Source organism: Pseudomonas sp. PH1b (genome assembly GCF_000633395.1).
In the GTDB taxonomy this organism is placed as follows: Bacteria; Pseudomonadota; Gammaproteobacteria; order Pseudomonadales; family Pseudomonadaceae; genus Aquipseudomonas.
The window spans coordinates 268,698-290,375 of sequence record NZ_AYMU01000001.1 but is presented as its reverse complement, the minus strand read 5'-3'; the positions used below and the strand labels follow the sequence as shown (position 1 = coordinate 290,375).

The window sequence follows — 21,678 nt, the reverse complement described above, 5'->3', positions numbered from 1 at the left end:
GTCCTGTTGCCGGCCCGTTTCGGGACCGAAGCTGCACGCACAGGCATCAGGGCCCGGTGCCGGTCGACCGACCGGTCACGGGGCTTGCAGGGATGGAAGCAATTACTGACTAATAAATGAAATCGATTTATCGTATTTCAAATATAAGCTCAGCTTGTAAGAGGATTGGCCCATGTCGGTTTCCCACGCCCAATTGAAAGCCTTCCACGCCGTGGCGGTGCACGGCAGCTTCACCCGGGCCGCCGAACGCCTGTACCTGACGCAGCCGGCGATTTCCGACCAGGTGCGCAAGCTCGAAGAGCGCTTCGGGGTGCTGCTGTTTCATCGCAACAAGCGCTCTGTGCGCCTGACCGACCTGGGCGAGCGCCTGCTGGCCATCACCCAGCGCCTGTTCGTGGTGGAGGCCGAAGCCAAGGAGCTGCTGCAAGAGTCCCGGGCCTTGCAGACCGGCAGCCTGGTACTGGCGGTGGATGCTCCGGTGCATGTGCTGCCGCAGATCGCCCGGTTCTGCGAGCTGTACCCCGGGATCAATGTGAAGATCGAAACCGGCAACACCGATGAGTCGCTGCTGCGCCTGTTCAATTACCAGGCCGACCTGGCTCTGCTGGGGCGGGCGGTGGACGACGAGCGCCTGCTGTCTCTGACCCTGCGCAACGACCCGATGGTGGCGTTCGTCTCCCGCCACCACCCTTGGGCCGGCCGCCAGTCCATCTGCCTCGCCGACCTGGACGACACGCCCCTGGTACTGCGGGAGGTCGGCTCGGTGACCCGCCAGACCCTGGAAGAGGAAATGAACCGCGCCGGCCTGCGCATCCGCCCGACCATCCAGGTGGAAGGTCGCGAAGCCGCGCGTGAAGCGGTGGTGGTGGGCATTGGCGTGGGCGTGGTCTCGGCGGCGGAGTTCGGCGCCGATGCCCGGGTCTGCGCCCTGCCGATCGTCGACTGCCAGCGGCGCCTGACCGAAACCCTGGTGTGCCTGCGCGAACAGAGTTCACGACGGATCGTCGCCACCTTCCTCGACCTGGTACGCGAAAGCCTGGCCTCCCCCACCGCCCCGTAGGAGCCGGCTTGCCGGCGAAAGCGATCGCCCAGACACCGCCACCGCAGGAGCCTGGCTTTCCGGCGAAGGCGATCTTTCGGGCCTCTTCGCTGGCAAGCCAGCTCCTACAAGAGTGAAGCCGGGCTCAGGCTGGAGCCAGGGCGAAAAACGCCTGGATCAGGCGCAGATCACGACGCCGTTCCACGCAGCCGATCATGTGCCGGTTGACCAGCCCCGCACCGCGGATCGGCACCGTGCGCACCCGCGGGTCGTGGCCCACCTCCACCGAACTGACAATGCCAACCCCCAGGTGCGCCGCCACCGCCTCGGTCACCGCTTCGCGGCTGTCCAGCTCCAGCAGCACCCGGGGCTGGACCCTGGCCAGCACGCAGGCCTCGTCGAAGGTGCGGCGGGTAATCGAGCTCGGCTCGCGCAGCACCATGATCACCTGGTCCAGTTGCTCGATGGCAATGCCCTCGGCCAGTTCCAACCAGGGATGCCCCTGAGGCACCAGCGCGCACATCCGCGACTCCCCCAGGCTTTGCAGGTGCAGGCCCTTGCGCGGCTCGACCTCGGTCAGCACTGCCACGTCGGCATGCTCGGACAACAGCGCCGCCAGGGTTTCCTGGGCATTGCCCAGGCGCAGGTTGACCGTGACCCCCGGGTAGCGCGCCCGCAGGCTGGCAAGCATCGGCATGACCAGGTGCGGGCCGTCCGCCGCCACCTCCAGGCGCCCGGTCAATAGCTGCCGATTGGCCTCGAGCATTGCCTGGGCCTCTTCCGCCAGGCCGAACATGGCTCGGGTGATCGCCGCCAGCTTGATGCCTTCCTCGGTCAGTTCCACCCGGCGCGCGGTGCGGCGCAACAGGGTGATCTGGTAATGCTCCTCCAGGGCCTTGATGTGCCCGGTCACCGCCGGCTGGCTGATGAACAGCCGCCCGGCGGCCCGGGTAAAGCTGCCTTCCCGGGCCACGGCGTCAAATGCGCGGAGTTGAAACAGGTTCATAGCTATCGGCCTCACTGATGGCTGGCATAACAACAAACAATTTGATTGATGACAAGGCAAACTGCAATTTAGTCCCCGTAGCGTCATCCCCACCTTTTCGAGGACACAGCATGAGCATCGCCGAGCCAATCCTGCTTACCCCCGGCCCCCTGACCACGTCTGCCCGTACCCGCCAGGCGATGCTGGTCGACTGGGGTTCGTGGGATGACCGCTTCAACCAACTGACCGCCAGCCTGTGCCAACAGCTGCTGGCCATTGTCGACGGCGCCGACACTCACCACTGCGTGCCCCTGCAAGGCAGCGGCACCTTCGCCGTGGAAGCGGCGATCGGCACCCTGGTGCCCCGCGACGGCAAGGTTCTGGTTCTGATCAACGGAGCCTATGGCAAACGCCTGGCGAAGATCTGCGAAGTGCTCGGCCGCGACTTCAGCACCTTTGAAACCGCCGAGGACCAGCCAACTACCGCCGCCGATGTCGAAGGCCTGCTCAAAGCCGACAACGCCATTACCCATGTGGCACTGATCCACTGCGAAACCAGCACCGGCATCCTCAACCCGCTGCCGGAGATCGCTCAGGTCGTCGCCCGTCATGGCAAACGCCTGATCATCGATGCCATGAGCTCCTTCGGCGCCCTGCCCATCGATGCCCGGGAAATCCCCTTCGATGCGTTGATCGCCGCCTCCGGCAAATGCCTGGAAGGCGTGCCGGGCATGGGCTTCGTCTTCGCCCGCAAGGACGCCCTGGCCCAGGCGGCGGGCAACGCCCACTCCCTGGCCATGGACCTCTACGACCAGCACGCCTACATGGCCAAGACCGGCCAGTGGCGCTTCACCCCACCGACCCACGTGGTCGCCGCGCTGCATGAAGCCCTGCTGCAATACACCGAGGAAGGTGGCCTGCCGGCGCGCCATGCACGCTACGCCGACAACTGCCAGACACTGCTCGATGGCATGGGCGCACTGGGCCTGCGCAGTTTTCTGCCGCAAGCGATCCAGGCGCCGATCATCGTCACCTTCCACGCCCCGCAGGATCCGCGCTACCAGTTCAAGGATTTCTACGAGCGGGTCAAGGCCAAGGGTTTCATCCTCTACCCGGGCAAGCTGACCCAGGTCGAAACCTTTCGCGTAGGCTGCATCGGCCATGTCGACCGCCGCGGCATGCAGGCTGCCGTCACCGCCATTGCCCAGGTGCTGCAAGAGATGGAAGTCCTCGATATCTGACTCCCCACCGAGCCTGTAGGAGCGAGCTTGCTCGCGAATCAGGCGACGCGATCCCGAACCTTTTTTCGCGAGCAAGCTCGCTCCTACACAGGCATCGAAACCATGAACTACAGCAACCCTTCTCAGCTGCAAGCGGCGATCCTCGACTGGGCCGGCACCGTGGTCGACTTCGGCTCCTTCGCCCCGACCCAGATCTTTGTCGAAGCCTTCGCCGAGTTCGATGTGCAGGTGTCCATCGAAGAAGCCCGCGGCCCCATGGGCATGGGCAAGTGGGACCACATCCGCACCCTGTGCAACCTGCCGGAGGTGGCCGAGCGCTACCGCAAGGTCTTCGGCCGCACCCCGACTGACGCCGACGTGACCGCCATCTACGAACGCTTCATGCCGTTGCAGATCGAGAAGATCGCCGAGCACTCGGCACTGATCCCCGGCGCCCTGGAGGTGATCACCAAACTGCGCGAACAGGGGATCAAGATCGGCTCGTGCTCCGGCTATCCCAAGCAGGTGATGGACAAGGTGGTAGCCCTGGCTGCCTCCAACGGTTACATCGCCGATCACGTGGTGGCCACCGACGAAGTGCCCAACGGCCGCCCATGGCCGGCCCAGGCCCTGGCCAACGTGATCGCCCTGGGCATTGACGACGTGGCCGCCTGCGTGAAGATCGACGACACCGTGCCGGGCATTCTCGAAGGCCGCCGCGCCGGCATGTGGACCGTGGCGCTGACCTGCTCGGGCAACGCCCTGGGCCTGAGCTACGAAGGCTACCGGGCCCTGGCCAGCGACACCCTGGCCAGCGAGCGCAAGCGCATCCACAAGCTGTTCGAGGCGTCGCGCCCGCACTACCTGATCGACACCATCGCCGACCTGCCCCAGGTGATTGCCGACATCAACCAGCGCCTGGCCCGGGGGGAAATGCCCCAGGGCAACTGATTCAGGCCCAGGGCAACAACAAAAACGGCGGTGCCTTCGGGGCCGCCGTTTTTTTATACCCGCCCACCGCCCCAGCGCTGCGCAGGGATGCAATAAAAGCCGCCACAGCCCCAGGCAGACCGGCATAAAGCGGATTACAGTTAAAGCACTCCGTCGCTCAAGAACGGAGGCTTCAGACCTGATGACCGAGGATGTCCGGTATGCCCTGGAAAAACACTGAGTCTCGCTACAGCACCATGACGATCGCCCTGCACTGGTTGATGCTGGTGCTACTGGCCGTGGTTTATGCCTGTATCGAATTTCGCGGCATCTTTCCCAAAGGCAGCGGTGGGCGCACGCTGATTGTCGAAGCCCACTTCATGCTCGGCCTGACAGTGTTTGCGCTGGTCTGGCTGCGTCTGTTCGCTTGTGCCCAGGGCGTAGCGCCGAAGATCCTGCCCACCCCGCCCCACTGGCAACGGCTGCTGTCGACCCTGATGCACTGGGCGCTGTATCTGTTCATGATCGCCATGCCGATCCTCGGCTGGCTGACCACCAGTGCCAAAGGACATCAGGTGATGTTCTACGGGCTCGATCTGCCGCTGCTGCTGGCGGAGGACAAGGCTCTGGCCAAGCAGCTGCAGAGCTGGCACGAACTGTTGGGTACTGTCGGCTACTGGCTGATTGGCCTGCATGCCCTGGCCGGGGTCTATCACCACTACGTGATGCGCGACAACACCCTGCAGCGGATGTGGCGCAGGCGCGGTCAGGCCTGAGCCAATAACCCACGGCGGCCCTGCAGGCCGCCGGTATGGACGAAGATCCAGCGACTGCCCCGGGCAATCCGTCCGGCCAGGACCTGCTCATGCAGGGCCAGCAGCGCCTTGCCGGTGTACAGCGGCTCCAACGGCACCGCGCACTGTTGCTCGCTGCTGCGGATAAACGCCAGGAGCGGCTCGTCGACCTTGGCAAAACCGCCACGGCTGGCATCCAGCAACTGGTAACCCTGCGCCGGCCGGCCGGCGGCCCTGAGAATACTCTCAACCTGCTGGGCCACCCCATGATCGTCCGGCACCGCCAGCGCGCCATGCACCGGGTGCGCGCCGTCTTCCGCCAGCACCAGCCCGGCCAGCGTCGTGCCGGTGCCGGCGGCCAGCCACCAGCCGTGATAGTCATCCCAGCCAAGGGCCGGCAACTGCTGCTGCACCTGATCACGCAATGGCAGGCAGCCCAGGGCACCGGGCAAACCGCCACCGCCCTCGGGCACCGGATGCAAGTGCGGGTACTGCGCCTGCCAGGGCCCCCAGAATCCGGCCTCGTGGCGGGCTCGATAGCCGCCGTAACCCAGCCAGTGCAATTGCATGCCGAAGCGTTGCAGATCGAGCACGGTCGGCGTGTCCTGGGGATGGCCGCGCAACAACCCGACCGTGGGAAAGGCGAAGCGCTGGCCAGCGGCGGCCAGGGCATGCAGGTGATTGGAATGCGCCCCGCCAAGGCTGATGATGCCCTGGGCACCGGCCTGCCGCGCCGCCGCCAGGTGTTGCACCAGCTTGAACCACTTGTTGCCGGAAATCAGTGGATCGATCAGGTCCAGGCGCAACAGTGCCACCTCGACGCCGGCCTGGCACAGCCAGTCCAGCTCCAGCCGGTGCAGCGGTGCATGAGGGAGCCAAGCAAAGGAATCAGGAAAAGACATCGACACACTACTGGGGGCAAAGGAGTGCCAGTGTAACCACAGCGGCAAGGGGGCAGCCAGGAGCGGCAAGCAGCGGTGGCGGCACTGGGAACGGCAAGGCTGGAGGCCCAGGAAAGGGCAGAGCCCAGGCAGTGAAGCGAACGCCCGAAACCTGTTCAGGACCGTTCCAGCTGGCTCCTGCCAGGTCCGGAATGGTGCGCAGACGCTCATTCGACAGGCGCCTGAACGGCGCCTTTGCAGCCGTTTCCCGCCCTGTTCAGAGGATCGTGAACAGGGCGAATCAGCGCCCGATTACAACTCGGCCGCCAGGCGCGAGCCCTGGTTGATGGCCCGCTTGGCGTCCAGCTCGGCCGCCACATCGGCGCCGCCGATCAGGTGCACGTTCTGTCCTGCGGCCACCAGCCCATCCTGCAGTTCGCGCAGCGGGTCCTGCCCGGCGCAAATGACGATGTTGTCCACTGCCAGCACCTGGGGTTCGCCAGCCTCACCAATGCGAATGTGCAAACCGGCATCGTCGATCTTCAGGTATTCGACACTGTTGAGCATCTGCACCTGCTTGTTCTTCAACCCGGTGCGGTGGATCCACCCAGTGGTCTTGCCCAGGCCGTCGCCGACCTTGGTCTTCTTGCGTTGCAGCAGGAACACCTGGCGCGCCGGCGCATGGGGTTCGGCCTTGATCCCGGCCACACCGCCGCGGGCTTCAAGCTGGGTGTCGATGCCCCACTCCTTCCAGAACGCTTCGCGATCCTGGCTGGTGGCCACGCCCTGGTGTACCAGGAACTCGGATACGTCGAAGCCGATACCGCCGGCGCCGATCACCGCCACGCTCTTGCCCACCGGTTTGCGCTGCAGCAGCACGTCCAGGTAGCTCAGGACCTTGGGATTCTCCACCCCGGGAATCGCCGGCACGCGTGGCGCGATGCCGGTGGCCAGGATGATTTCATCAAAACCGCCGGCCACCAGTTGCTCCACGTCCACCCGGGTGTCGAGGCACAGTTCGACATGGCTGGTCTGCAGCTTGCGCTTGAAATAGCGCAGGGTCTCGAAGAACTCCTCCTTGCCCGGCACCCGCTTGGCAACATTGAACTGGCCGCCGATTTCACTGGCGGAGTCGAACAGGGTCACCTGGTGCCCGCGCTCGGCGGCCACGGTGGCGGCAGACAGCCCGGCCGGGCCGGCGCCGACCACGGCGATCTTCTTGATCTGCTTGACCGGCAGGTAGTTCAGCTCGGTTTCGTGGCAGGCACGGGGGTTGACCAGGCAACTGGTCAGCTTGCCGCCGAAGGTGTGGTCCAGGCACGCCTGGTTGCAGCCGATGCAGGTGTTGATCTCGTCCGCACGCCCTTCGGCGGCCTTGTTGACGAAGTCCGGGTCGGCCAGGAAGGGCCGGGCCATGGAGACCATGTCGGCATCGCCTTCAGCGAGGATCTGCTCGGCGACTTCCGGGGTGTTGATGCGGTTGGTAGTGATCAGCGGAATGCTCACCGAGCCCCGCAGCTTGGCCGTGACCTTGCTGAACGCGGCACGCGGCACCTTGGTGGCAATGGTCGGGATCCGCGCTTCGTGCCAGCCGATCCCGGTGTTGATCAGGGTCGCACCGGCCTGCTCGATGGCCTGGGCCAACTGCACGATCTCTTCCCAGGTGCTGCCGCCTTCCACCAGGTCGAGCATCGACAGGCGGAAGATGATGATGAAGTTCGGACCCACGGCCTCACGCACCCGGCGGACAATCTCCACCGGCAGGCGCATGCGGTTTTCATAGCTGCCGCCCCAACGGTCGGTACGGTGGTTGGTGTGGGCGGCCAGGAACTGGTTAATGAAATAACCTTCCGAGCCCATGATCTCGACACCGTCGTACTCGGCCTTCTGCGCCAGGGTCGAGCAGGTGACGAAATCACGGATCTGCTTCTCGATGCCTTCCTCGTCCAGCTCCTTGGGCTTGAACGGGTTGATCGGCGCCTGGATCGCGCTCGGAGCGACCTGCTTGGGGCTATAGGCGTAGCGCCCGGCATGAAGGATCTGCATGCAGATCTTGCCGCCGGCCTCGTGCACCGCGCGGGTCACGATCTGGTGCTTGAGGGCCTCTTCCTCGGTGGTCAGCTTGGCCGCGCCGGAGTAGACCCCGCCCTCGTCGTTGGGACCAATGCCGCCGGTGACCATCAGGCCCACGCCGCCCCGGGCGCGCTCGGCAAAGTACGCCGCCATGCGTTCGAAGCCGCCGGGCTTCTCTTCCAGGCCTGTGTGCATCGAGCCCATCAGGGTGCGGTTGCGCAAGGTGGTGAACCCCAGGTCGAGGGGGGCCAGCAGGTGCGGGTAAGGTGCGGCAGCCATGGTGTCACTCCAGATCGGGCAATCACGGAAAAATGCGGAAGCTCTGCGGCTTCCATCAGTAGTGCTGCAAAGACTAAGAGCACATCATCCGAGGCTCAATGACCGTAACTGACAACTTGATGACCAAAACGCACAGCCATTGACCGCAACGACCTCAGCGCCAGGGGAGGTCCAGCCAGGTTATCGGCCTCCATGCAGGACACCGATCAATGGCAGCAGAGTGCAGGCTTCAACGGTACAAACCGGGAGCCTGATGCAGCCTCGCCGCGACCGCGAAGACACCCCTCGTGGCCACGGCGCAGCACTGCAACCTCTAGAGCGCCGCGTACGCCAGTTCGGCCAGTTCCCGCGCACGAGGGTCGATCATCATGTGACGGCCCGAGGTGGTGGTGACAAAACCAAAGCTCACATCGCGATCGGGGTCGGCGAAACTGATAGGCCCCCCCAGCCCGATATGACCAAAGGTATTGGGTCCCATGCCATGGGAAGCCGCCGGGTCGTCCGGCTGCTCCATCATGCAGCCCAGCCCGTAGCGCATGGGTCGCATCCAGATGCGGTCCATGCCATTGCTGTGCTCACGGGTGAACTCACTCAGCAACTCAGGCCCGATCAGCCGCCCACCCAACAGCGCGCTGTAAAAGCCGGCCAGGCCGTGGGCTGTGCCGTATCCACTCACGCCGGGTTGCTGATAGCCCCACCAGCGAGGATCGGAGGTTCTTTTGGGCACCATGCCCGGATTGGTGAAGGCCAATGTCGCCACATGGGATGGCTGGCTGATCAGCACTTGGCGTAAATCCTCCGCATAGCGATCCCCTACCCGGCCTTTGGAATCGCCATAGTGGGCGATGCGATGAAAGTGCTGCTCATCCACTCCCAGATGCACATCCAACTCATTGGGTTGCGAGATCTCCTCATGGATAAAGGTGCAAGGATCCCGACCGTCGGCCCGACGGATCATCTCGCCAACTATCCAGCCGTAGACGGTGGTGGCATACCCCATGTCCGTCCCCGGCTCCCACCACAATGGCTCCGCCGCCAGGACTTCAGTCATGTGCTCCCAGTCATACATCTTGGCGTTATGGTTTGGCGCTCGAAGTGCGGGAATGCCCGAAGTGTGAGCCATGACCTGGCGCAGGGTGACCTGGCCTTTGCCGCCCTGAGCGAACTCAGGCCAGTAATGGGCCACCGGTTTATCCAGGTCCAGCTTGCCCTCCTCCACCAACATCAGCAGCGCTACCGCAGCAAAGGGTTTTACCGTGCAGAAGGTATTGCCCAGGGTATCGCGGTCCCAGGGTTTTTCGCCCTGCGGATCTGCCACACCGGCCCATAAGTCGACAACCGTCTCGCCGCCGACTTGTATGCAAACCGCCCCACCAAACTCATGGGAATCATCGAACATTGCTTCAAAAGCGCGTTGAACGGCTTCGAACCCATTAGCACACGTCCCTTTTGCTTCCATTACCAAGACTCCATTCGTTTAAAATACCGACCCAGGCGGTAACTCTCATCCACAATAAAACTGACTGCTGGCCTTCGAGTCATATGGATACAGGCAAATCGCGCCCAGGAATTAGCCCGCCTCCTGTATTACAAGGAAGCTCGCCCCAACCATTAATATGCTGTTGTGTATTACAAGCTGACTCAGCCTCTTGACGAGAACTGGGTAGTATTCATCGCAAAACGATTTGCGCGTCGATAAGTTCCGAGGTCATTAAACCTGACCCCCGCCTCCGCCATAACTTTATGAGCATAGGGCGCTGTCATCTGGCGCAAATAGAAAGGATCCCTCACCACAAAGTGGTGAATACTGTGAGTACTGCCAAAGTTGAAACAGAACAACTGGAACGGCCACAACAACCAATGGTTCATCACTTGAGTCTGCTGCAGCACATTTCGCGGCATGACATCACCGTAGTAGTGCATGTTGGAACTGATGAAATACAGACAGAATTGTCGAATCATATTGGGTGCAACAACAATGACCACTGCGCTATCGACTACATTCATCACCTGCAAGGTCGCGGCTGAAATATGCAAGTCCATACCCAGCAACGGCGCGGCCAAGGTGTATAAGTGATAACCCAGGAATACGTACCAGCACCCCCAGTACAAAAACCCCAGAGGCGTATTGAGGCGAATGATCTTGCCTAGCAGATGCATCTTTTGCCGCCAACCCGGGGCACGCACGGCATTCGCAAAGCCGAACAGGAAACCATCCACCAGCTTCAGCAACCGCAGCAGGCCCCAGGGGTTGCCGCTGGTGGTGATCCAGGCTTCGACATCGGTATTGGTTCCCGACTCCTTGTGATGATGAAAGTGCAGATTGCGCCGAACCCAGGGGCTGGGCATCCCCGGGCGGGCCAGCCAGCACAGCAGCATCATGAAGTTGTGCGCCAAAGGCTGCTTTCTGAAATACAACCGGTGAATCAGATCATGTTCAAGTTCATGAATGAACGATGTCATTAATGCGTTCACCAGAATACATAACCAGGCCGGTATGATGCCTTTCACATACAGACTGCCGGAGACCAGCATCCCGAGTATCGAAAAAGCCATGACACTTGAACCAATAGCATTTTGATAACTCAAGATCGGATAGCGCTTTCGCAAGTCGTTACTGTGTTCGGTGATTTTCCTGCTGACCTCTTCACTTAGTTGCTGATCGGTCATTGGATGATCACCGTCATACTCTTTTTCTAAGAGATTCATCATTTCATCCTCTTGAATAAAATGGCTGGGAACGAGCTCGATTAGGGAAGCACAGCTTAATGGCAAAAAAAATTAAAGGCCCGGAAATAAAGTTACACCTGCTAAGCGGCGGCCTGACCCGCCAGATAAAACTACATCTGTTATGAATGACCAGCCAGTCTAAACCCGCACTATAAAGTCCAGGAAAACTCGACACTTACGTCAATTAACCGAAAACTTTCAAAGCAACTTTCTCTAAAAAGTCACATCCCACACTACTTTTAAGCTCAATAAGAAAATGTGGAACAGGAATAACCCCGTAGAATCCGTAACATCACACTAGATACCGTCAGAACCCGAACCCAATGTGGAATACCTCGCTGGACGGGTTATTCGCTGCGCCTGTGCCCCCAGGAAAGACTGCCGGCATCCCAGGCCTGGTTTTCCTGCGCCGACAAACAGCAGAAAGGGCCCAGGTGGCCAGCAACACCGACCTCGATCAACCTGACGGCGAAAACCCGGCGCATTGCTGAAAAACTTGCCATTTCAGCCAAAAAACGTTCTAACATGTTGTTTTGCTGTACCTTTGGTACAGATTTCAGAGAAATGTCACGATCCAGCACTCGGCCGCTGACTGTTTTCCCATGCGCAAACTTCTCTACACCATCCTCACCCTGGCCTTGCTCGCCGCCCTCACCAGTTACGGAGTCTGGACCCGCGACCGCCCAGGGGCGCACTACCTGTCGGACCTGCGCATCCAGCTCGCCGTCGACCAGGGAGTGCCTGCCGATCACGGCAACCTGCTGGCGATTCAGCCAGAGCTGTTCCCCACCGACTACCAAAGCACCGAGCGCCTGCATCGCAAGCTCGCGGCCTACCTGCAACAGGCCCGTGACCAGGGCCTGGTGAATGACAAGACCATCGTCGTGCTGCCGGAACACGTTGGTACCTGGCTGATGGTCAGTGGCGAAAAGAACGAGCTGTACCAGGCCACCTCCCTGAAGGAAGCAATGAACTGGCTGGCGGTGAGCAACCCGCTGCCGTTCCTCAAGGCATTGCTCATGGCCAAGGGTGACAGCCGCCTGGACGACGCACACCTGCGCATGAAGGCGAAAAAGATGGCCAAGGACTACCAACAGCTGTTTGGCGGCCTGGCCAAGGAATTCCATGTAACCCTGGTGGCCGGCTCGATCATCCTGCCGGAACCCAGCGTCAGCCAGGGCAACCTGCAAATCGGCAGCGGCGCCCTGTACAACAGCAGCCTGGTATTTGGCAGCGATGGCCTGCCGATCGGCCAGCCTCAGCGCCAGATCTACCCGACCTATGCCGAAAGTGGCTACGTACAAGGGGATGCCAAGCAAACGGTGCAGGTCATCGATACCCCGGCAGGCCGCCTTGGGGTGCTGATCGGCAGCGACAGTTGGTACCCGGCCAACTACCGCAAGCTCGACGAGCAGAACGCCCAGTTGATAGCGGTACCGGCCTTTATCCTCGGCAAGGACAGCTGGGACAAACCTTGGCGCGGCTTCAAGAGCATTACCACTCCCAGCGAAGTCAGCCTCAAGCCCGAGGAAGCCAGCGAGGGCGATGCCTGGCACCGCTTGACCCTCACCAGCCGGGCTCCCAGCAGTCTTGCCGGCGCGGGAGCCAGTGTGTTCCTGCGTGGCCAGTTCTGGGACCAGCACAGCAGCGGCAACAGCTTCATCAACCGCAACGGCCAGACCTTTGCCGATGAAGATGCCCGAGGTGCCCGCTTGCTGAACATCTGGCTGTAACCGATGAAAACCCCGCCGATGCGCCTGGGGGACTTGTCGGTGGGCTTTGTCCACAGCCTGGCGGACGCGGTGCGCAGCCATGGCCTGGACCCGGACCCGCTGCTCGAGCAATACGCCCTCGACGCGGCACGGCTGGCGCAGGCTGGGGCCCGGCTGTCGATCCCCCGCTACATGCGCCTGGGGCATGCGGCGATCCTGCTCACCGACGCCCCGGCACTGGGCCTGCGCATGGGCCGCCTCAGCCGGCTGAGCCAGGCTGGGCTGGCCGGAGTCACCGCCGCACAAGCCCCCACCGTGCGCGAAGCCGCCCGCTGCCTGACCCGCTTCGAAGCCTTGTACGGCTCCAACTACCGTGGCCAATCGAGCTTTCACGAGGACGCCGACGGCGCCTGGCTGCGCTTCTACTCCATCAGCCCGTACAACGCCTACAACCGCTTTGTGGTGGACTCGATCATCTCCGGCTGGCTGCAGCAGCTGTCCAGCGTCGCCGGTCAGGTGATCCACGCTGAACAGATCGATATCGAATTCGAGCGCCCCGACTACCACGACGCCTACGCCGTGCTCGGCCCCACGCCCATCCACTTCGGCGCCGAACAGAACCAGTTGCGCCTGAGCCAGGCCAGCCTGGGCCTGCGCAACCCGGAACATTGCCCGAGCACCTGGCGGCATCTGGTGCAACTGTGCGAAAGCGAGCTGGAGCAACTGACTCGCACCCGCAGCCTGCGCGAACGCATCATTCAAATGCTGGGGCCGTTGCTCAACGGTGGCCGCGAGCCTGACCTGGAAGAAGTGGCGATGCGCCTGAAGCTGCCGACCTGGACCTTGCGGCGCAAGCTGGCGGAAGAAGGGACGCAGTTCCGGGCGATTCTCAATGACACCCGCCGCGACTTGGCCACGACCTATATTCGCGATACAGAACTGGCGTTCGGGGAGATTGCCTATCTGTTGGGCTTTGCCTCAGCCGAGGCGTTTCAACGGGCGTTCAAGCGCTGGACTGGCCAGACCCCTGGGGAATTTCGCCGCAGCCAGCGGCAGCTCGGCTAGAAAAACGGCAAAAAAAAACGCCACCGGCGTTACAGCTCGGTGGCGTCGTCTGCGGGTTCCAGAGGATCCAGCTCGAAAGCTTGATACTCCAGCAGTTCCTCTTGGTATTCGTCCATGGCGGACTCCTTTTTCCGTTATTGACTGACCTTGTTGAATAACCCTGGACCTAATGACCATCGGGATCAGCATAAAGTGCCGGGATGACAGAAAAAATACTACCCCCCAAGTCAGGATTTCTACCATTAAAACGTAACAGCCCATGAGAAATTTAACCTTCGGACACAGATGCAACTGCAATGATTGCAATTGCAATAATATTTGCCAATCCGTTAGGGTAGCCGCTCTCCCCCCTGCGGACGGCGCCAAGCATGAACCCATCCTCACTGTTCTCCACTCGCCACACGGCCCTTGCTCAACAGGCGGCCCAGGCCTGCCTGGATCTGCTCAGGAGCGTGCGCAACCCTGGCGGCTCGCCACTCAATACCGTGCTGGAGATGGCCAATACCCTGGAGCTGGACCGGCGCACCGCGCGCCAGTCCTTTGTGGTGCGCAGCCACGGCGCGCCACCGCGAAGTACCCGGATCAGCGCCTGGCCGCTGTGGTTCTGCACTGATAGCGCGGAAAAGCCGCTGCTTTATCTGCACCGTTCCAGTTCCTCGGCGCAGTTGTGTGCGGTCAGTGCCGAGACGGCAGCGCGGGGCATCCTGTGCAACGACAGCGAGACCCGGACCTCCCCATGGCCCAAGGGTGCCGACCCATCGCTGGCGTTGTGGCTGGCCCACAACCCGCACTGCCTGCCCTTCGATCCGGCCACTGGCGCGGAGGCCGAAGCGATTGTCCTGGAGGCCCTGCAACGCCTGTATGTCGAGGGCCAGCCAGGCTTCTACTACCTGGCCTTGCATGACCATGAGCTGCAACTGGAACTGACGCCCGAGCAAAAGCAGGCCGCGTTGCAGGGCATGTACAAAGTGGCGGACACCGCTGCGCATGCAGCAGGTAGGCACGTGCGCCTGCTGGGCGCCGGCCGGGCGCTTGCCCAGGTCAGGGCCGCGGCAGATCTGCTGCAGCGGGATTGGAACGTGGCCAGCCAGCTCTGGAGTTGCCCCAGCTACACCCGCCTGGCGCGGGAAGCGGCTGCGGCACAGCACTGGAACCACCTGCATCCTGGCCAGGAAAAGCGCGATTCACACCTGCAGCGCTGCCTGGCGGATGATTCGGCACCGGTGCTTGCAGTGACCGGCTACGGCCAGGCGGTGGCCGAACAACTGCGCCCTCACCTCAGGGCCGAGCTGGTGGCCCTGGGCACCGACTCCTTCGATGCTGCCCGCGACCCACGACGCGGACGCTGCCCCGAGGCACGCTGGATCGCCGTACTGGCCCTCAAGAGCCTGGCGGACGCCGGGCAACTGCCCATGCAGTGTGTGGAACAGGCGATGGCGACCTACGGCCTGCCATGACGGCGCCAGGCTCAGGCCTTGGAGCGTGCCTCGCCACCGCTGGCCGCCGCCCGGGCCAGGGCCGCGGTGCGTTCCAGTGCATCGGCAAAGGCGTGTTTGTGCTCGCTGTCCAATTGCGAGAGAAACAGCTCGGCGACTGTCGCTTCGTAGATTTTCCACATCTTCTTGCGCAGTTTTCGCCCTTCGTCGGTGATGCTGACAAAGGCCGCACGGCCATCGCCCTCACAGCGCGAGCGCTGCACCAGGCCGTCTTTTTCCAGACGGTCCACCAGGCGCGTGAGGTTGTAGCGCTCGATGGCCAGCACATCGGCCAATTCATGCATGCGCCGCGTGCCTTCGGCGCCGCTTTCCAGGCCCCACAGGGCGTCGTACCAGGCATAGGCCGGCAATCCGGCCTGGGCCAGGCGGCGCTCGATTTCCCGAATCACCGTCCTGTGAGCCCTGACAAAACGGAACCAGACATCGGGCTCTTTTGAAGACATGCCACACCATCCGCGGGTTTGAAGAAGGGTTGCAATAGTAGCGCATGCCGGGATAAATTCGCTCATGCAGTTGCAATTGCAATTACTTTTTCCGGTGCCAGAGACCCTCCGATTCCACAAGAATCCACGCGCTGGAACCCGCCCAACACGGAGCCAGGTATGACCCAGAACAACACTGCAAGCCTCGATAACGATCCCCAGGAAACCCGCGAATGGCTCGACTCCCTGGAGTCGGTGCTGACGGTGGAAGGTCGCCCGCGGGCCCATTACCTGATCGACCAGTTGCTGGATTTCGACGTGGCACGCCACGGCGACTTCCATGGGCGGGTGACCACCCCCTATATCAACACCATCGCACCTGAGCGGCAGCAGCCCTATCCCGGCGACCTGGAGACCGAGCGCAAGCTCAACGCGATGATCCGCTGGAACGCCATGGCCATGGTGCTGCGCGCCGGCCAGCATTCAGGCGTCGGCGGCCACATCGCCACCTACGCGTCGGCGGCCGTGCTCTACGATGTCGGCTTCGACCATTTCTTCCGTGGCCGCAGCGACAGCTTCGACGGGGACATGGTGTACATCCAGGGCCACTCCTCCCCCGGCATCTACGGCCGCGCCTACCTCGAAGGCCGGATCAGCGCCACCCAGCTCGACAACTTCCGCCGTGAAGCCGATGGCCAGGGGATTTCCTCCTACCCGCACCCAAGGCTGATGCCGGACTTCTGGCAATTCCCCACCGTGTCCATGGGCCTGGGGCCAATTACCGAGGCCTACCAGGCGCGCTTCATGCGCTACCTGGAACTGCGCGGGCTCAAGCAGCACCAGGGGCGCAAGGTCTGGGCCTTCCTCGGCGACGGCGAGATGGACCAGCCCGAATCCCTGGCGGCGATTTCCCTGGCCGGGCGGGAGAAACTCGACAACCTGATCTTCGTCGTCAACTGCAACCTGCAGCGCCTCGACGGCCCGGTGCGGGGCAACGCCAAGGTGATTCAGGAGTTCGAAAGCCTGTACCGTGCCGCCGGCTGGAACGTGATCAAGGTGATCTGGGGCAGCGGCTGGGACGCGCTGCTGGAAAAGGACCGCAGCGGCCTGCTGCGCCAACGCATGATGGAATGCGTGGATGGCGACTATCAGAACTACAAGTCGCAAAACGGCGCCTATGTGCGCGAGCACTTCTTCGGTAAGTACCCGCAGCTGCTGGAGCTGGTGGCCGACCTCTCCGATGAGCAGATCTGGAAGCTTTCCCGGGGCGGCCACGACCCGCTCAAGGTCTACAACGCCTACGCCGCGGCGGTACGCCACAGCGGCCGGCCAACGGTGATCCTGGCGAAAACCGTCAAGGGCTTTGGCATGGGCGAAGCCGGCGAAGGCCAGAACATCAACCACCAGCTGAAGAAGATGGGCGCCGACGCGGTCAAGGCTTTCCGTGATCGCTTCGAATTGCCGGTCAGCGATGACCAGCTAGCCGACATGCCCTACCTCAAGCCCGCTCCGGACAGCGAGGAAGCCCGCTACTTCGCTGCCCGACGCAGCCGCTTGGGCGGTTGTGTGCCAGCTCGCTTCAACGACTGCGCGCCGCTGCAGATCCCGGCTCTGGAGACCTTCGCCACCCAGCTCAAGGACACCGGCGACCGGGCGATATCCACCACCATGGCCTTTGTGCGCATTCTCGGCACCCTGCTCAAGGACCCGGAGATCGGCAAGCGGGTGGTGCCCATCGTGCCCGATGAGTCACGCACCTTCGGCATGGAAAGCCTGTTCCGCCAGATCGGCATTCACTCGGCGGTGGGCCAGCTCTATACCCCGCAGGACGCCGGGCAACTGAGCTACTACAAGGAGAGCAAGGACGGCCAGATCATGCAGGAAGGCCTGAACGAATCCGGGGCAATGTCTTCCTGGATCGCCGCCAGCACCTCCTACAGCAATCACCAGTTCATGACCTTGCCCTTCTACATCTTCTATTCGATGTTCGGCTTCCAGCGGGTCGGCGACCTGGCCTGGGCCGCCGGCGATGCGCGGGCCCGGGGCTTCCTGCTGGGCGCCACTTCCGGACGCACCACCCTGATGGGCGAAGGCCTGCAACATGACGACGGCCACAGCCATATCCTCGCGTCGGTGATCCCCTGCTGCATCTCCTACGACCCGACCTTCGCCTATGAACTGGCGGTGATCATCCACGAAGGCATGCAACGCATGTATGTGCAGCAGGAGGACGTGTATTACTACATCACCCTGCTCAACGAAAACTACCCGCAGCCGGCCATGCCCGAAGGCGCTCGCGAGGGCATTCTCAAGGGCCTGTACTGCTTCAGCTCAAGCACCGCCAAGGACGCCAAGGCGCCACGGGTGCAACTGATGGGCAGCGGTTCGATCCTGCGCGAGGTGATCGCCGCCGGGCAGTTGCTGGAACAGGACTTCGGCGTGCACTGCGACATCTGGAGCGCCACCAGCCTCACCGAACTGCGCCGCCAGGGCCAGGCGGCGGAGCGTTGGAACCTGCTGCATCCGCAGCAGCCCCGGCGAGCGGCCTATGTCGAGCAATGCCTGCAAGGCCATCAGGGCCCGCTGGTGGTGGCCACCGACTACATGAAACTGTTCGCCGACCAGATCCGCCCCTTCGTCGAGGGCCGGCGCTTCGTCGCCCTGGGCACCGATGGCTTTGGCCAGTCCGACACCCGGGAAAACCTGCGGCAGTTGTTCGAAGTGGACCGGCATTTCATCGCCGTGGCGGCGTTGAAAGCCCTGGCCGATGACGGAAAAATCCCTTACAGCCAGGTCGGCGAAGCCTTGAGCCGCTATCGGATCGACACTGAAAAAGTCGACCCGTGCTCGGTGTAGGCGCCTTAGTGCCCGCTGCTCGGCAGGGCCGGAATCGGCTCGCTGGGCGGTGGCAGATGGCTGGCCGGTGGCGGGGTGATGGTTTCAGGCGCCGGTGCCGGCTCGCTGGCCGGGGCAGGGCTTGCCGGAACGATCGGAGCGGCCTCGGCGGGCGGCGCCAGCGGCTGGGATGCCGCAGGCTCGGGCTCGCTGGCAGGAGTGGCCACAGCGGCCGGTACTGGCGTCGGCGCTACTGCTGCCGGTTCGGCCACCGGGGCCTGGGGCTTGGCCTCGGGCTTGACCTCAGGCACCCCGAGGTCGGCCTTGGGCTTCTCTTCGATATGCGCGGCCTTCTTCACTTCCTGGGGCAGGAACAGCTCCACCAAAGCGAAATAACGGTCATAGAACTTGGCCGACGACACCGTTTCGCTGGCCACCTTGACCATCGAGTCGTCGGTGGAACCGATCGGCATCGAGACCGAGCCCAGCACCCCTACCCCGAGGCTTGCCGAGTTGTTCACCTTCTTCAGCGCATAACGGTCCTGCAGGGCGTTGGCGAACATCGTCGAACGCTGATCGCCGCTGCCATCCTGGGCGCAGACCACGTTGAAGCTGATTTCCAGGTGGGTCTCGCCGGTCTGCTGGAAGCTCTTGTGGCCGCTGACCAGTTTCGGATCGTTGCTGGTGATGATGTAGCCCTGACTGAGCAGCGCACGCCGCGCGGCTTCACAGGAGGCGGCATCGCTCACCGGGTAATTGCGCGAAAACGTGCCGGAATCATCGAAGCTTTCATGTTCGTAGATGGCGGTCTTGTGCGACGAACAGCCGGCCACCGCAGACAGCAGCAACACCCCGGCCGTGGCGCGCAGATGAAATGATTTAAACATCGAAAATCCTGAGGAAAACGCTCCGGCGCGTATTGTGCAACAGATCAAGGTCCCGCAGCGCGGGTAATTGGTGCCTTAGATTGCATACCCCTCTACTGACCACCGTTTGCCGGAAAAAGTCGCTCGCTCAAGTGCGCGATCAGCACCCGCAACTTGGCCGCCGCATGCCGGCTCGAGGGCCACAGCACCCAGAAGGCACCGTTGTGCTCCAGGTATTCGTCGAGCACGGTTTGCAACTCGCCACGGCGCACTGCGGCCTGGACCATGAAGTCCGGCAGGCAGGCGATCCCCAGTCCACTGCGCGCGGCATGCTCCACCGCCTCGATGGAACTGCTGGTCAGGCGGGTCGGCAGCACCGGCTCCGGCGCATCGGCCTGGGCCTTGAACGGCCAGGCCTCAAGCTTGCCGGTGTGGTGAAAGGTATGTCGCAGGCAGGCATGGCTACGCAGATCCTGCGGGGTGTGCGGCACACCGCGCTGCTGAAAATAATCGGGGCTGCCCACCAGCACCATGCGAAAACGCCCCAACTGCCGGGCCAGCAATCGCGAATCCTTGGGGTTGCCGGTGCGCACCACCAGATCAAACCCCTCCTCCACCACATCCACCATGCGATCGGAAAGGTCCACATCCAGCTCGATCTGCGGATAGCGCTGCATGAATTCCGCCAATACCGGCATCAACAGGCCATGGACCTGTGGCGCGCTGATACGCAGCTTGCCCACCGGCGCGCTGGCGGAATCGCACAGCTGGAACTCGGCGGACTCGACCTCGGCTGCGATCCTTCGGCAGCGCTCAAGGAAGCCGGCGCCTTCGGCAGTCAGGCTGATACTGCGGGTGGTGCGATGGAACAGTCGGGTTTCGAGGCGCTCTTCCAAGCGCGCGATACTCTTGCCCACCGCCGAGGAGGACACCCCCAGAAGACGCCCCGCTTCGGTGAAGCTGCGGGTTTCCGCGACCTGCATAAACACCGGGATGCTGCCCAGCCAGTCCATAGTGCGCTCCAAGATTAAGGACATCTGTGTCCGATAAGTTCGGAACCTTAGCCTATTTTTCCGCCATGCACAGCGCCCTACCCTAGGCCCCTCACTTCTGAGCCAACCCATCGGGGCCCTTCAATGAACAACTCCGTCAATGCCTGCGAACTGTCGCAAGCGCCTGCCGAACCCTGCGAGCGACTGCCTGTCGGCGGCCTGCTGGCCCTGGCGACTGCCGGGTTCATCACCCTGATGACCGAGACTTTACCCGCCGGCCTGCTGCCGCAGATGAGCCTCGACCTCGGCGTGTCGCCGGCACTGATCGGCCAACTGGTGACCTTCTACGCCCTGGGCTCGCTGCTGGCTGCCATTCCACTGATCCTCCTCACCCAAGGCTGGCGGCGCCGGCCTCTCCTGTTGATCGCCATTGGCGGCTTCGCCGTGGTCAACAGCGTGACCGCGCTCTCCACCGAATACAGCCTGATCCTGGTGGCCCGTTTTTTTGCCGGGGTCTTCGCCGGGCTGCTCTGGGCCCTGCTGGCCGGTTATGCCAGCCGCATGGTGGCGCCGCACTTGCAGGGCCGGGCGATTACCCTGGCCATGCTCGGCGCGCCACTGGCCCTGTCGATCGGCATGCCTGCCGGGACCTGGCTGGGCAGCCTGCTGGGCTGGCGCATGAGCTTCGCGGTGATGACCCTGCTGACCCTGGGCCTGATCGGCTGGGTGCTGCTACAGGTGCCTGACTTCCCCGGGCTGCGGGCGCAGAAGCGCCTGTCGCTGGGCCGGGTCCTGGCCCTGCCGGGGATCAGGTCGGTGCTGCTCGTGACCTTCGCCTATGTGCTGGGGCACAACATTCTCTACACCTACATCGCGCCCTTTCTGGAGCCGGCCGGGCTTGGCGGGGAGATCGAGCGGGTGCTGCTGGTATTCGGCCTCGCCGCGCTCTTGAGCATCTGGCTGGTGGGCCTGTTGATCGACCGCTGGCTGCGTGAGTTGGTGCTGGCCAGCTGCCTGCTGTTTATCGCCTCGACCCTGCTGCTGGGGCTGCTCGGCGACAGGCCAGTGGCGATCTATGGGGCGGTCGCTATCTGGGGGCTGTCCTTCGGCGGCATGGCCACCTTGCTGCAGACCGCCCTGGCCAAGGCTGCCGGCGAGCACGCCGACACCGCGCAGTCGATGCTGGTGACCCTGTGGAACCTGGCGATCGCCGGCGGCGGTCTGGGCGGCGCCCTGCTGCTGCAAGGGCCAGGGGTGGCGACCTTTCCCTGGGTGATTGGCGCCCTGTTGCTGGTGACCCTGCTGGTGGCGCTGAACGCCCGGCGCCAAGGCTTTCCGGCACGAGGCTGAAACCCGGCC

General features: G+C 63.0%; 18 protein-coding genes. 9 read left to right on the top strand and 9 right to left on the bottom strand.

Annotation, left to right across the window (positions count from 1 at the left end):
• Positions 1–172: 172 nt before the first annotated feature.
• Positions 173–1,060, top strand: a complete 888-nt coding sequence (locus U873_RS0101380; RefSeq protein ID WP_025126527.1) for a LysR substrate-binding domain-containing protein — start codon at positions 173–175, stop codon at positions 1,058–1,060.
• A gap of 124 nt (positions 1,061–1,184) precedes the next feature.
• On the opposite strand, the gene U873_RS0101375 is transcribed toward U873_RS0101380, so the two are convergent.
• Positions 1,185–2,045, bottom strand: a complete 861-nt coding sequence (locus U873_RS0101375) for a LysR substrate-binding domain-containing protein (RefSeq protein WP_025126526.1) — start codon at positions 2,043–2,045, stop codon at positions 1,185–1,187.
• 110 nt (positions 2,046–2,155) lie between these two features.
• Here U873_RS0101375 and U873_RS0101370 point away from each other — a divergent pair, with 110 nt between their 5' ends.
• The 3 genes from U873_RS0101370 (at position 2,156) to U873_RS0101360 (ending at position 4,950) form a co-directional block, all read left to right on the top strand.
• A complete protein-coding gene (locus U873_RS0101370; RefSeq protein ID WP_025126525.1) occupies positions 2,156–3,265 on the top strand; it encodes a 2-aminoethylphosphonate--pyruvate transaminase in 1,110 nt (369 codons plus the stop codon).
• A gap of 102 nt (positions 3,266–3,367) precedes the next feature.
• Positions 3,368–4,195, top strand: a complete 828-nt coding sequence (phnX, locus tag U873_RS0101365; RefSeq protein ID WP_025126524.1) for a phosphonoacetaldehyde hydrolase — start codon at positions 3,368–3,370, stop codon at positions 4,193–4,195.
• A gap of 200 nt (positions 4,196–4,395) precedes the next feature.
• The gene (locus tag U873_RS0101360; RefSeq protein ID WP_025126523.1) at positions 4,396–4,950 is read left to right on the top strand and encodes a cytochrome b; all 555 of its coding nucleotides are present in this window, start codon (positions 4,396–4,398) and stop codon (positions 4,948–4,950) included.
• Here the strand turns inward: U873_RS0101360 and U873_RS0101355 are convergent.
• The 5 genes from U873_RS0101355 to U873_RS36550 all read right to left on the bottom strand — a co-directional run bounded on the left by U873_RS0101355 (position 4,941) and on the right by U873_RS36550 (position 11,458).
• On the bottom strand, positions 4,941–5,870 hold the full coding sequence (locus tag U873_RS0101355) for a 1-aminocyclopropane-1-carboxylate deaminase/D-cysteine desulfhydrase (RefSeq protein ID WP_025126522.1): 930 nt from the start codon (positions 5,868–5,870) through the stop codon (positions 4,941–4,943). The two genes, U873_RS0101360 and U873_RS0101355, sit on opposite strands and share 10 nt — an antisense overlap.
• A gap of 291 nt (positions 5,871–6,161) precedes the next feature.
• Positions 6,162–8,201, bottom strand: a complete 2,040-nt coding sequence (locus U873_RS0101350) for an NADPH-dependent 2,4-dienoyl-CoA reductase (protein WP_025126521.1) — start codon at positions 8,199–8,201, stop codon at positions 6,162–6,164.
• A gap of 313 nt (positions 8,202–8,514) precedes the next feature.
• Entirely contained in the window at positions 8,515–9,660 is a 1,146-nt protein-coding gene (locus U873_RS0101345) for an EstA family serine hydrolase (protein ID WP_025126520.1), read from the bottom strand.
• A 182-nt stretch (positions 9,661–9,842) separates the two neighbouring features.
• Positions 9,843–10,910, bottom strand: coding sequence for a fatty acid desaturase (locus U873_RS0101340; protein WP_025126519.1), 1,068 nt, complete (start codon positions 10,908–10,910; stop codon positions 9,843–9,845).
• Between the two features lie 368 nt (positions 10,911–11,278).
• Positions 11,279–11,458, bottom strand: coding sequence for a hypothetical protein (locus tag U873_RS36550; RefSeq protein ID WP_157838050.1), 180 nt, complete (start codon positions 11,456–11,458; stop codon positions 11,279–11,281).
• A gap of 75 nt (positions 11,459–11,533) precedes the next feature.
• On the opposite strand from U873_RS36550, the gene U873_RS0101335 reads away from it, so the two are divergent.
• From U873_RS0101335 to U873_RS0101320, 3 genes are all read left to right on the top strand, one after another.
• Positions 11,534–12,664 carry a carbon-nitrogen hydrolase family protein gene (locus U873_RS0101335; protein WP_025126518.1) on the top strand — a complete coding sequence of 377 codons (1,131 nt, stop codon included), beginning with the start codon at positions 11,534–11,536 and terminating at the stop codon, positions 12,662–12,664.
• Between the two features lie 3 nt (positions 12,665–12,667).
• Positions 12,668–13,708: an AraC family transcriptional regulator gene (locus U873_RS0101330; protein ID WP_025126517.1), complete on the top strand. Its 1,041-nt coding sequence runs from the start codon at positions 12,668–12,670 to the stop codon at positions 13,706–13,708.
• A gap of 368 nt (positions 13,709–14,076) precedes the next feature.
• Positions 14,077–15,165: a hypothetical protein gene (locus tag U873_RS0101320; RefSeq protein ID WP_025126516.1), complete on the top strand. Its 1,089-nt coding sequence runs from the start codon at positions 14,077–14,079 to the stop codon at positions 15,163–15,165.
• Between the two features lie 11 nt (positions 15,166–15,176).
• On the opposite strand, the gene U873_RS0101315 is transcribed toward U873_RS0101320, so the two are convergent.
• The gene (locus tag U873_RS0101315; RefSeq protein WP_025126515.1) at positions 15,177–15,647 is read right to left on the bottom strand and encodes a MarR family winged helix-turn-helix transcriptional regulator; all 471 of its coding nucleotides are present in this window, start codon (positions 15,645–15,647) and stop codon (positions 15,177–15,179) included.
• A 159-nt stretch (positions 15,648–15,806) separates the two neighbouring features.
• On the opposite strand from U873_RS0101315, the gene aceE reads away from it, so the two are divergent.
• Positions 15,807–18,482, top strand: a complete 2,676-nt coding sequence (aceE, locus tag U873_RS0101310) for a pyruvate dehydrogenase (acetyl-transferring), homodimeric type (RefSeq protein ID WP_025126514.1) — start codon at positions 15,807–15,809, stop codon at positions 18,480–18,482.
• A 5-nt stretch (positions 18,483–18,487) separates the two neighbouring features.
• Here aceE and U873_RS0101305 read toward each other — a convergent pair whose 3' ends face one another.
• Together U873_RS0101305 and U873_RS0101300 are read right to left on the bottom strand one after the other, a co-directional pair.
• Positions 18,488–19,348 (bottom strand): DUF2242 domain-containing protein, encoded by an 861-nt coding sequence (locus tag U873_RS0101305; RefSeq protein ID WP_025126513.1) that lies wholly within the window; start codon positions 19,346–19,348, stop codon positions 18,488–18,490.
• Positions 19,349–19,440: 92 nt separating this feature from the next.
• Positions 19,441–20,340, bottom strand: coding sequence for a LysR family transcriptional regulator (locus tag U873_RS0101300; RefSeq protein WP_025126512.1), 900 nt, complete (start codon positions 20,338–20,340; stop codon positions 19,441–19,443).
• A 123-nt stretch (positions 20,341–20,463) separates the two neighbouring features.
• Here U873_RS0101300 and U873_RS0101295 point away from each other — a divergent pair, with 123 nt between their 5' ends.
• Positions 20,464–21,669, top strand: coding sequence for an MFS transporter (locus tag U873_RS0101295; protein ID WP_025126511.1), 1,206 nt, complete (start codon positions 20,464–20,466; stop codon positions 21,667–21,669).
• Positions 21,670–21,678 lie beyond the last annotated feature (9 nt).

Bases quoted from the DNA above. Each gene is read 5' to 3' on its own strand.
- U873_RS0101380 (WP_025126527.1), top strand. From the start codon at position 173: ATGTCGGTTTCCCACGCCCAATTGAAAGCCTTCCACGCCGTGGCGGTG.
- U873_RS0101320 (WP_025126516.1), top strand. From the start codon at position 14,077: ATGAACCCATCCTCACTGTTCTCCACTCGCCACACGGCCCTTGCTCAA.
- U873_RS0101335 (WP_025126518.1), top strand. From the start codon at position 11,534: ATGCGCAAACTTCTCTACACCATCCTCACCCTGGCCTTGCTCGCCGCC.
- U873_RS0101355 (WP_025126522.1), bottom strand. From the start codon at position 5,870: ATGTCTTTTCCTGATTCCTTTGCTTGGCTCCCTCATGCACCGCTGCAC.
- U873_RS0101350 (WP_025126521.1), bottom strand. From the start codon at position 8,201: ATGGCTGCCGCACCTTACCCGCACCTGCTGGCCCCCCTCGACCTGGGG.
- U873_RS0101375 (WP_025126526.1), bottom strand. From the start codon at position 2,045: ATGAACCTGTTTCAACTCCGCGCATTTGACGCCGTGGCCCGGGAAGGC.
- U873_RS0101345 (WP_025126520.1), bottom strand. From the start codon at position 9,660: ATGGAAGCAAAAGGGACGTGTGCTAATGGGTTCGAAGCCGTTCAACGC.
- U873_RS0101340 (WP_025126519.1), bottom strand. From the start codon at position 10,910: ATGAATCTCTTAGAAAAAGAGTATGACGGTGATCATCCAATGACCGAT.
- U873_RS0101300 (WP_025126512.1), bottom strand. From the start codon at position 20,340: ATGGACTGGCTGGGCAGCATCCCGGTGTTTATGCAGGTCGCGGAAACC.
- aceE (WP_025126514.1), top strand. From the start codon at position 15,807: ATGACCCAGAACAACACTGCAAGCCTCGATAACGATCCCCAGGAAACC.
- U873_RS0101330 (WP_025126517.1), top strand. From the start codon at position 12,668: ATGAAAACCCCGCCGATGCGCCTGGGGGACTTGTCGGTGGGCTTTGTC.
- phnX (WP_025126524.1), top strand. From the start codon at position 3,368: ATGAACTACAGCAACCCTTCTCAGCTGCAAGCGGCGATCCTCGACTGG.
- U873_RS0101370 (WP_025126525.1), top strand. From the start codon at position 2,156: ATGAGCATCGCCGAGCCAATCCTGCTTACCCCCGGCCCCCTGACCACG.
- U873_RS0101315 (WP_025126515.1), bottom strand. From the start codon at position 15,647: ATGTCTTCAAAAGAGCCCGATGTCTGGTTCCGTTTTGTCAGGGCTCAC.
- U873_RS0101360 (WP_025126523.1), top strand. From the start codon at position 4,396: ATGCCCTGGAAAAACACTGAGTCTCGCTACAGCACCATGACGATCGCC.
- U873_RS0101305 (WP_025126513.1), bottom strand. From the start codon at position 19,348: ATGTTTAAATCATTTCATCTGCGCGCCACGGCCGGGGTGTTGCTGCTG.
- U873_RS0101295 (WP_025126511.1), top strand. From the start codon at position 20,464: ATGAACAACTCCGTCAATGCCTGCGAACTGTCGCAAGCGCCTGCCGAA.
- U873_RS36550 (WP_157838050.1), bottom strand. From the start codon at position 11,458: ATGTTAGAACGTTTTTTGGCTGAAATGGCAAGTTTTTCAGCAATGCGC.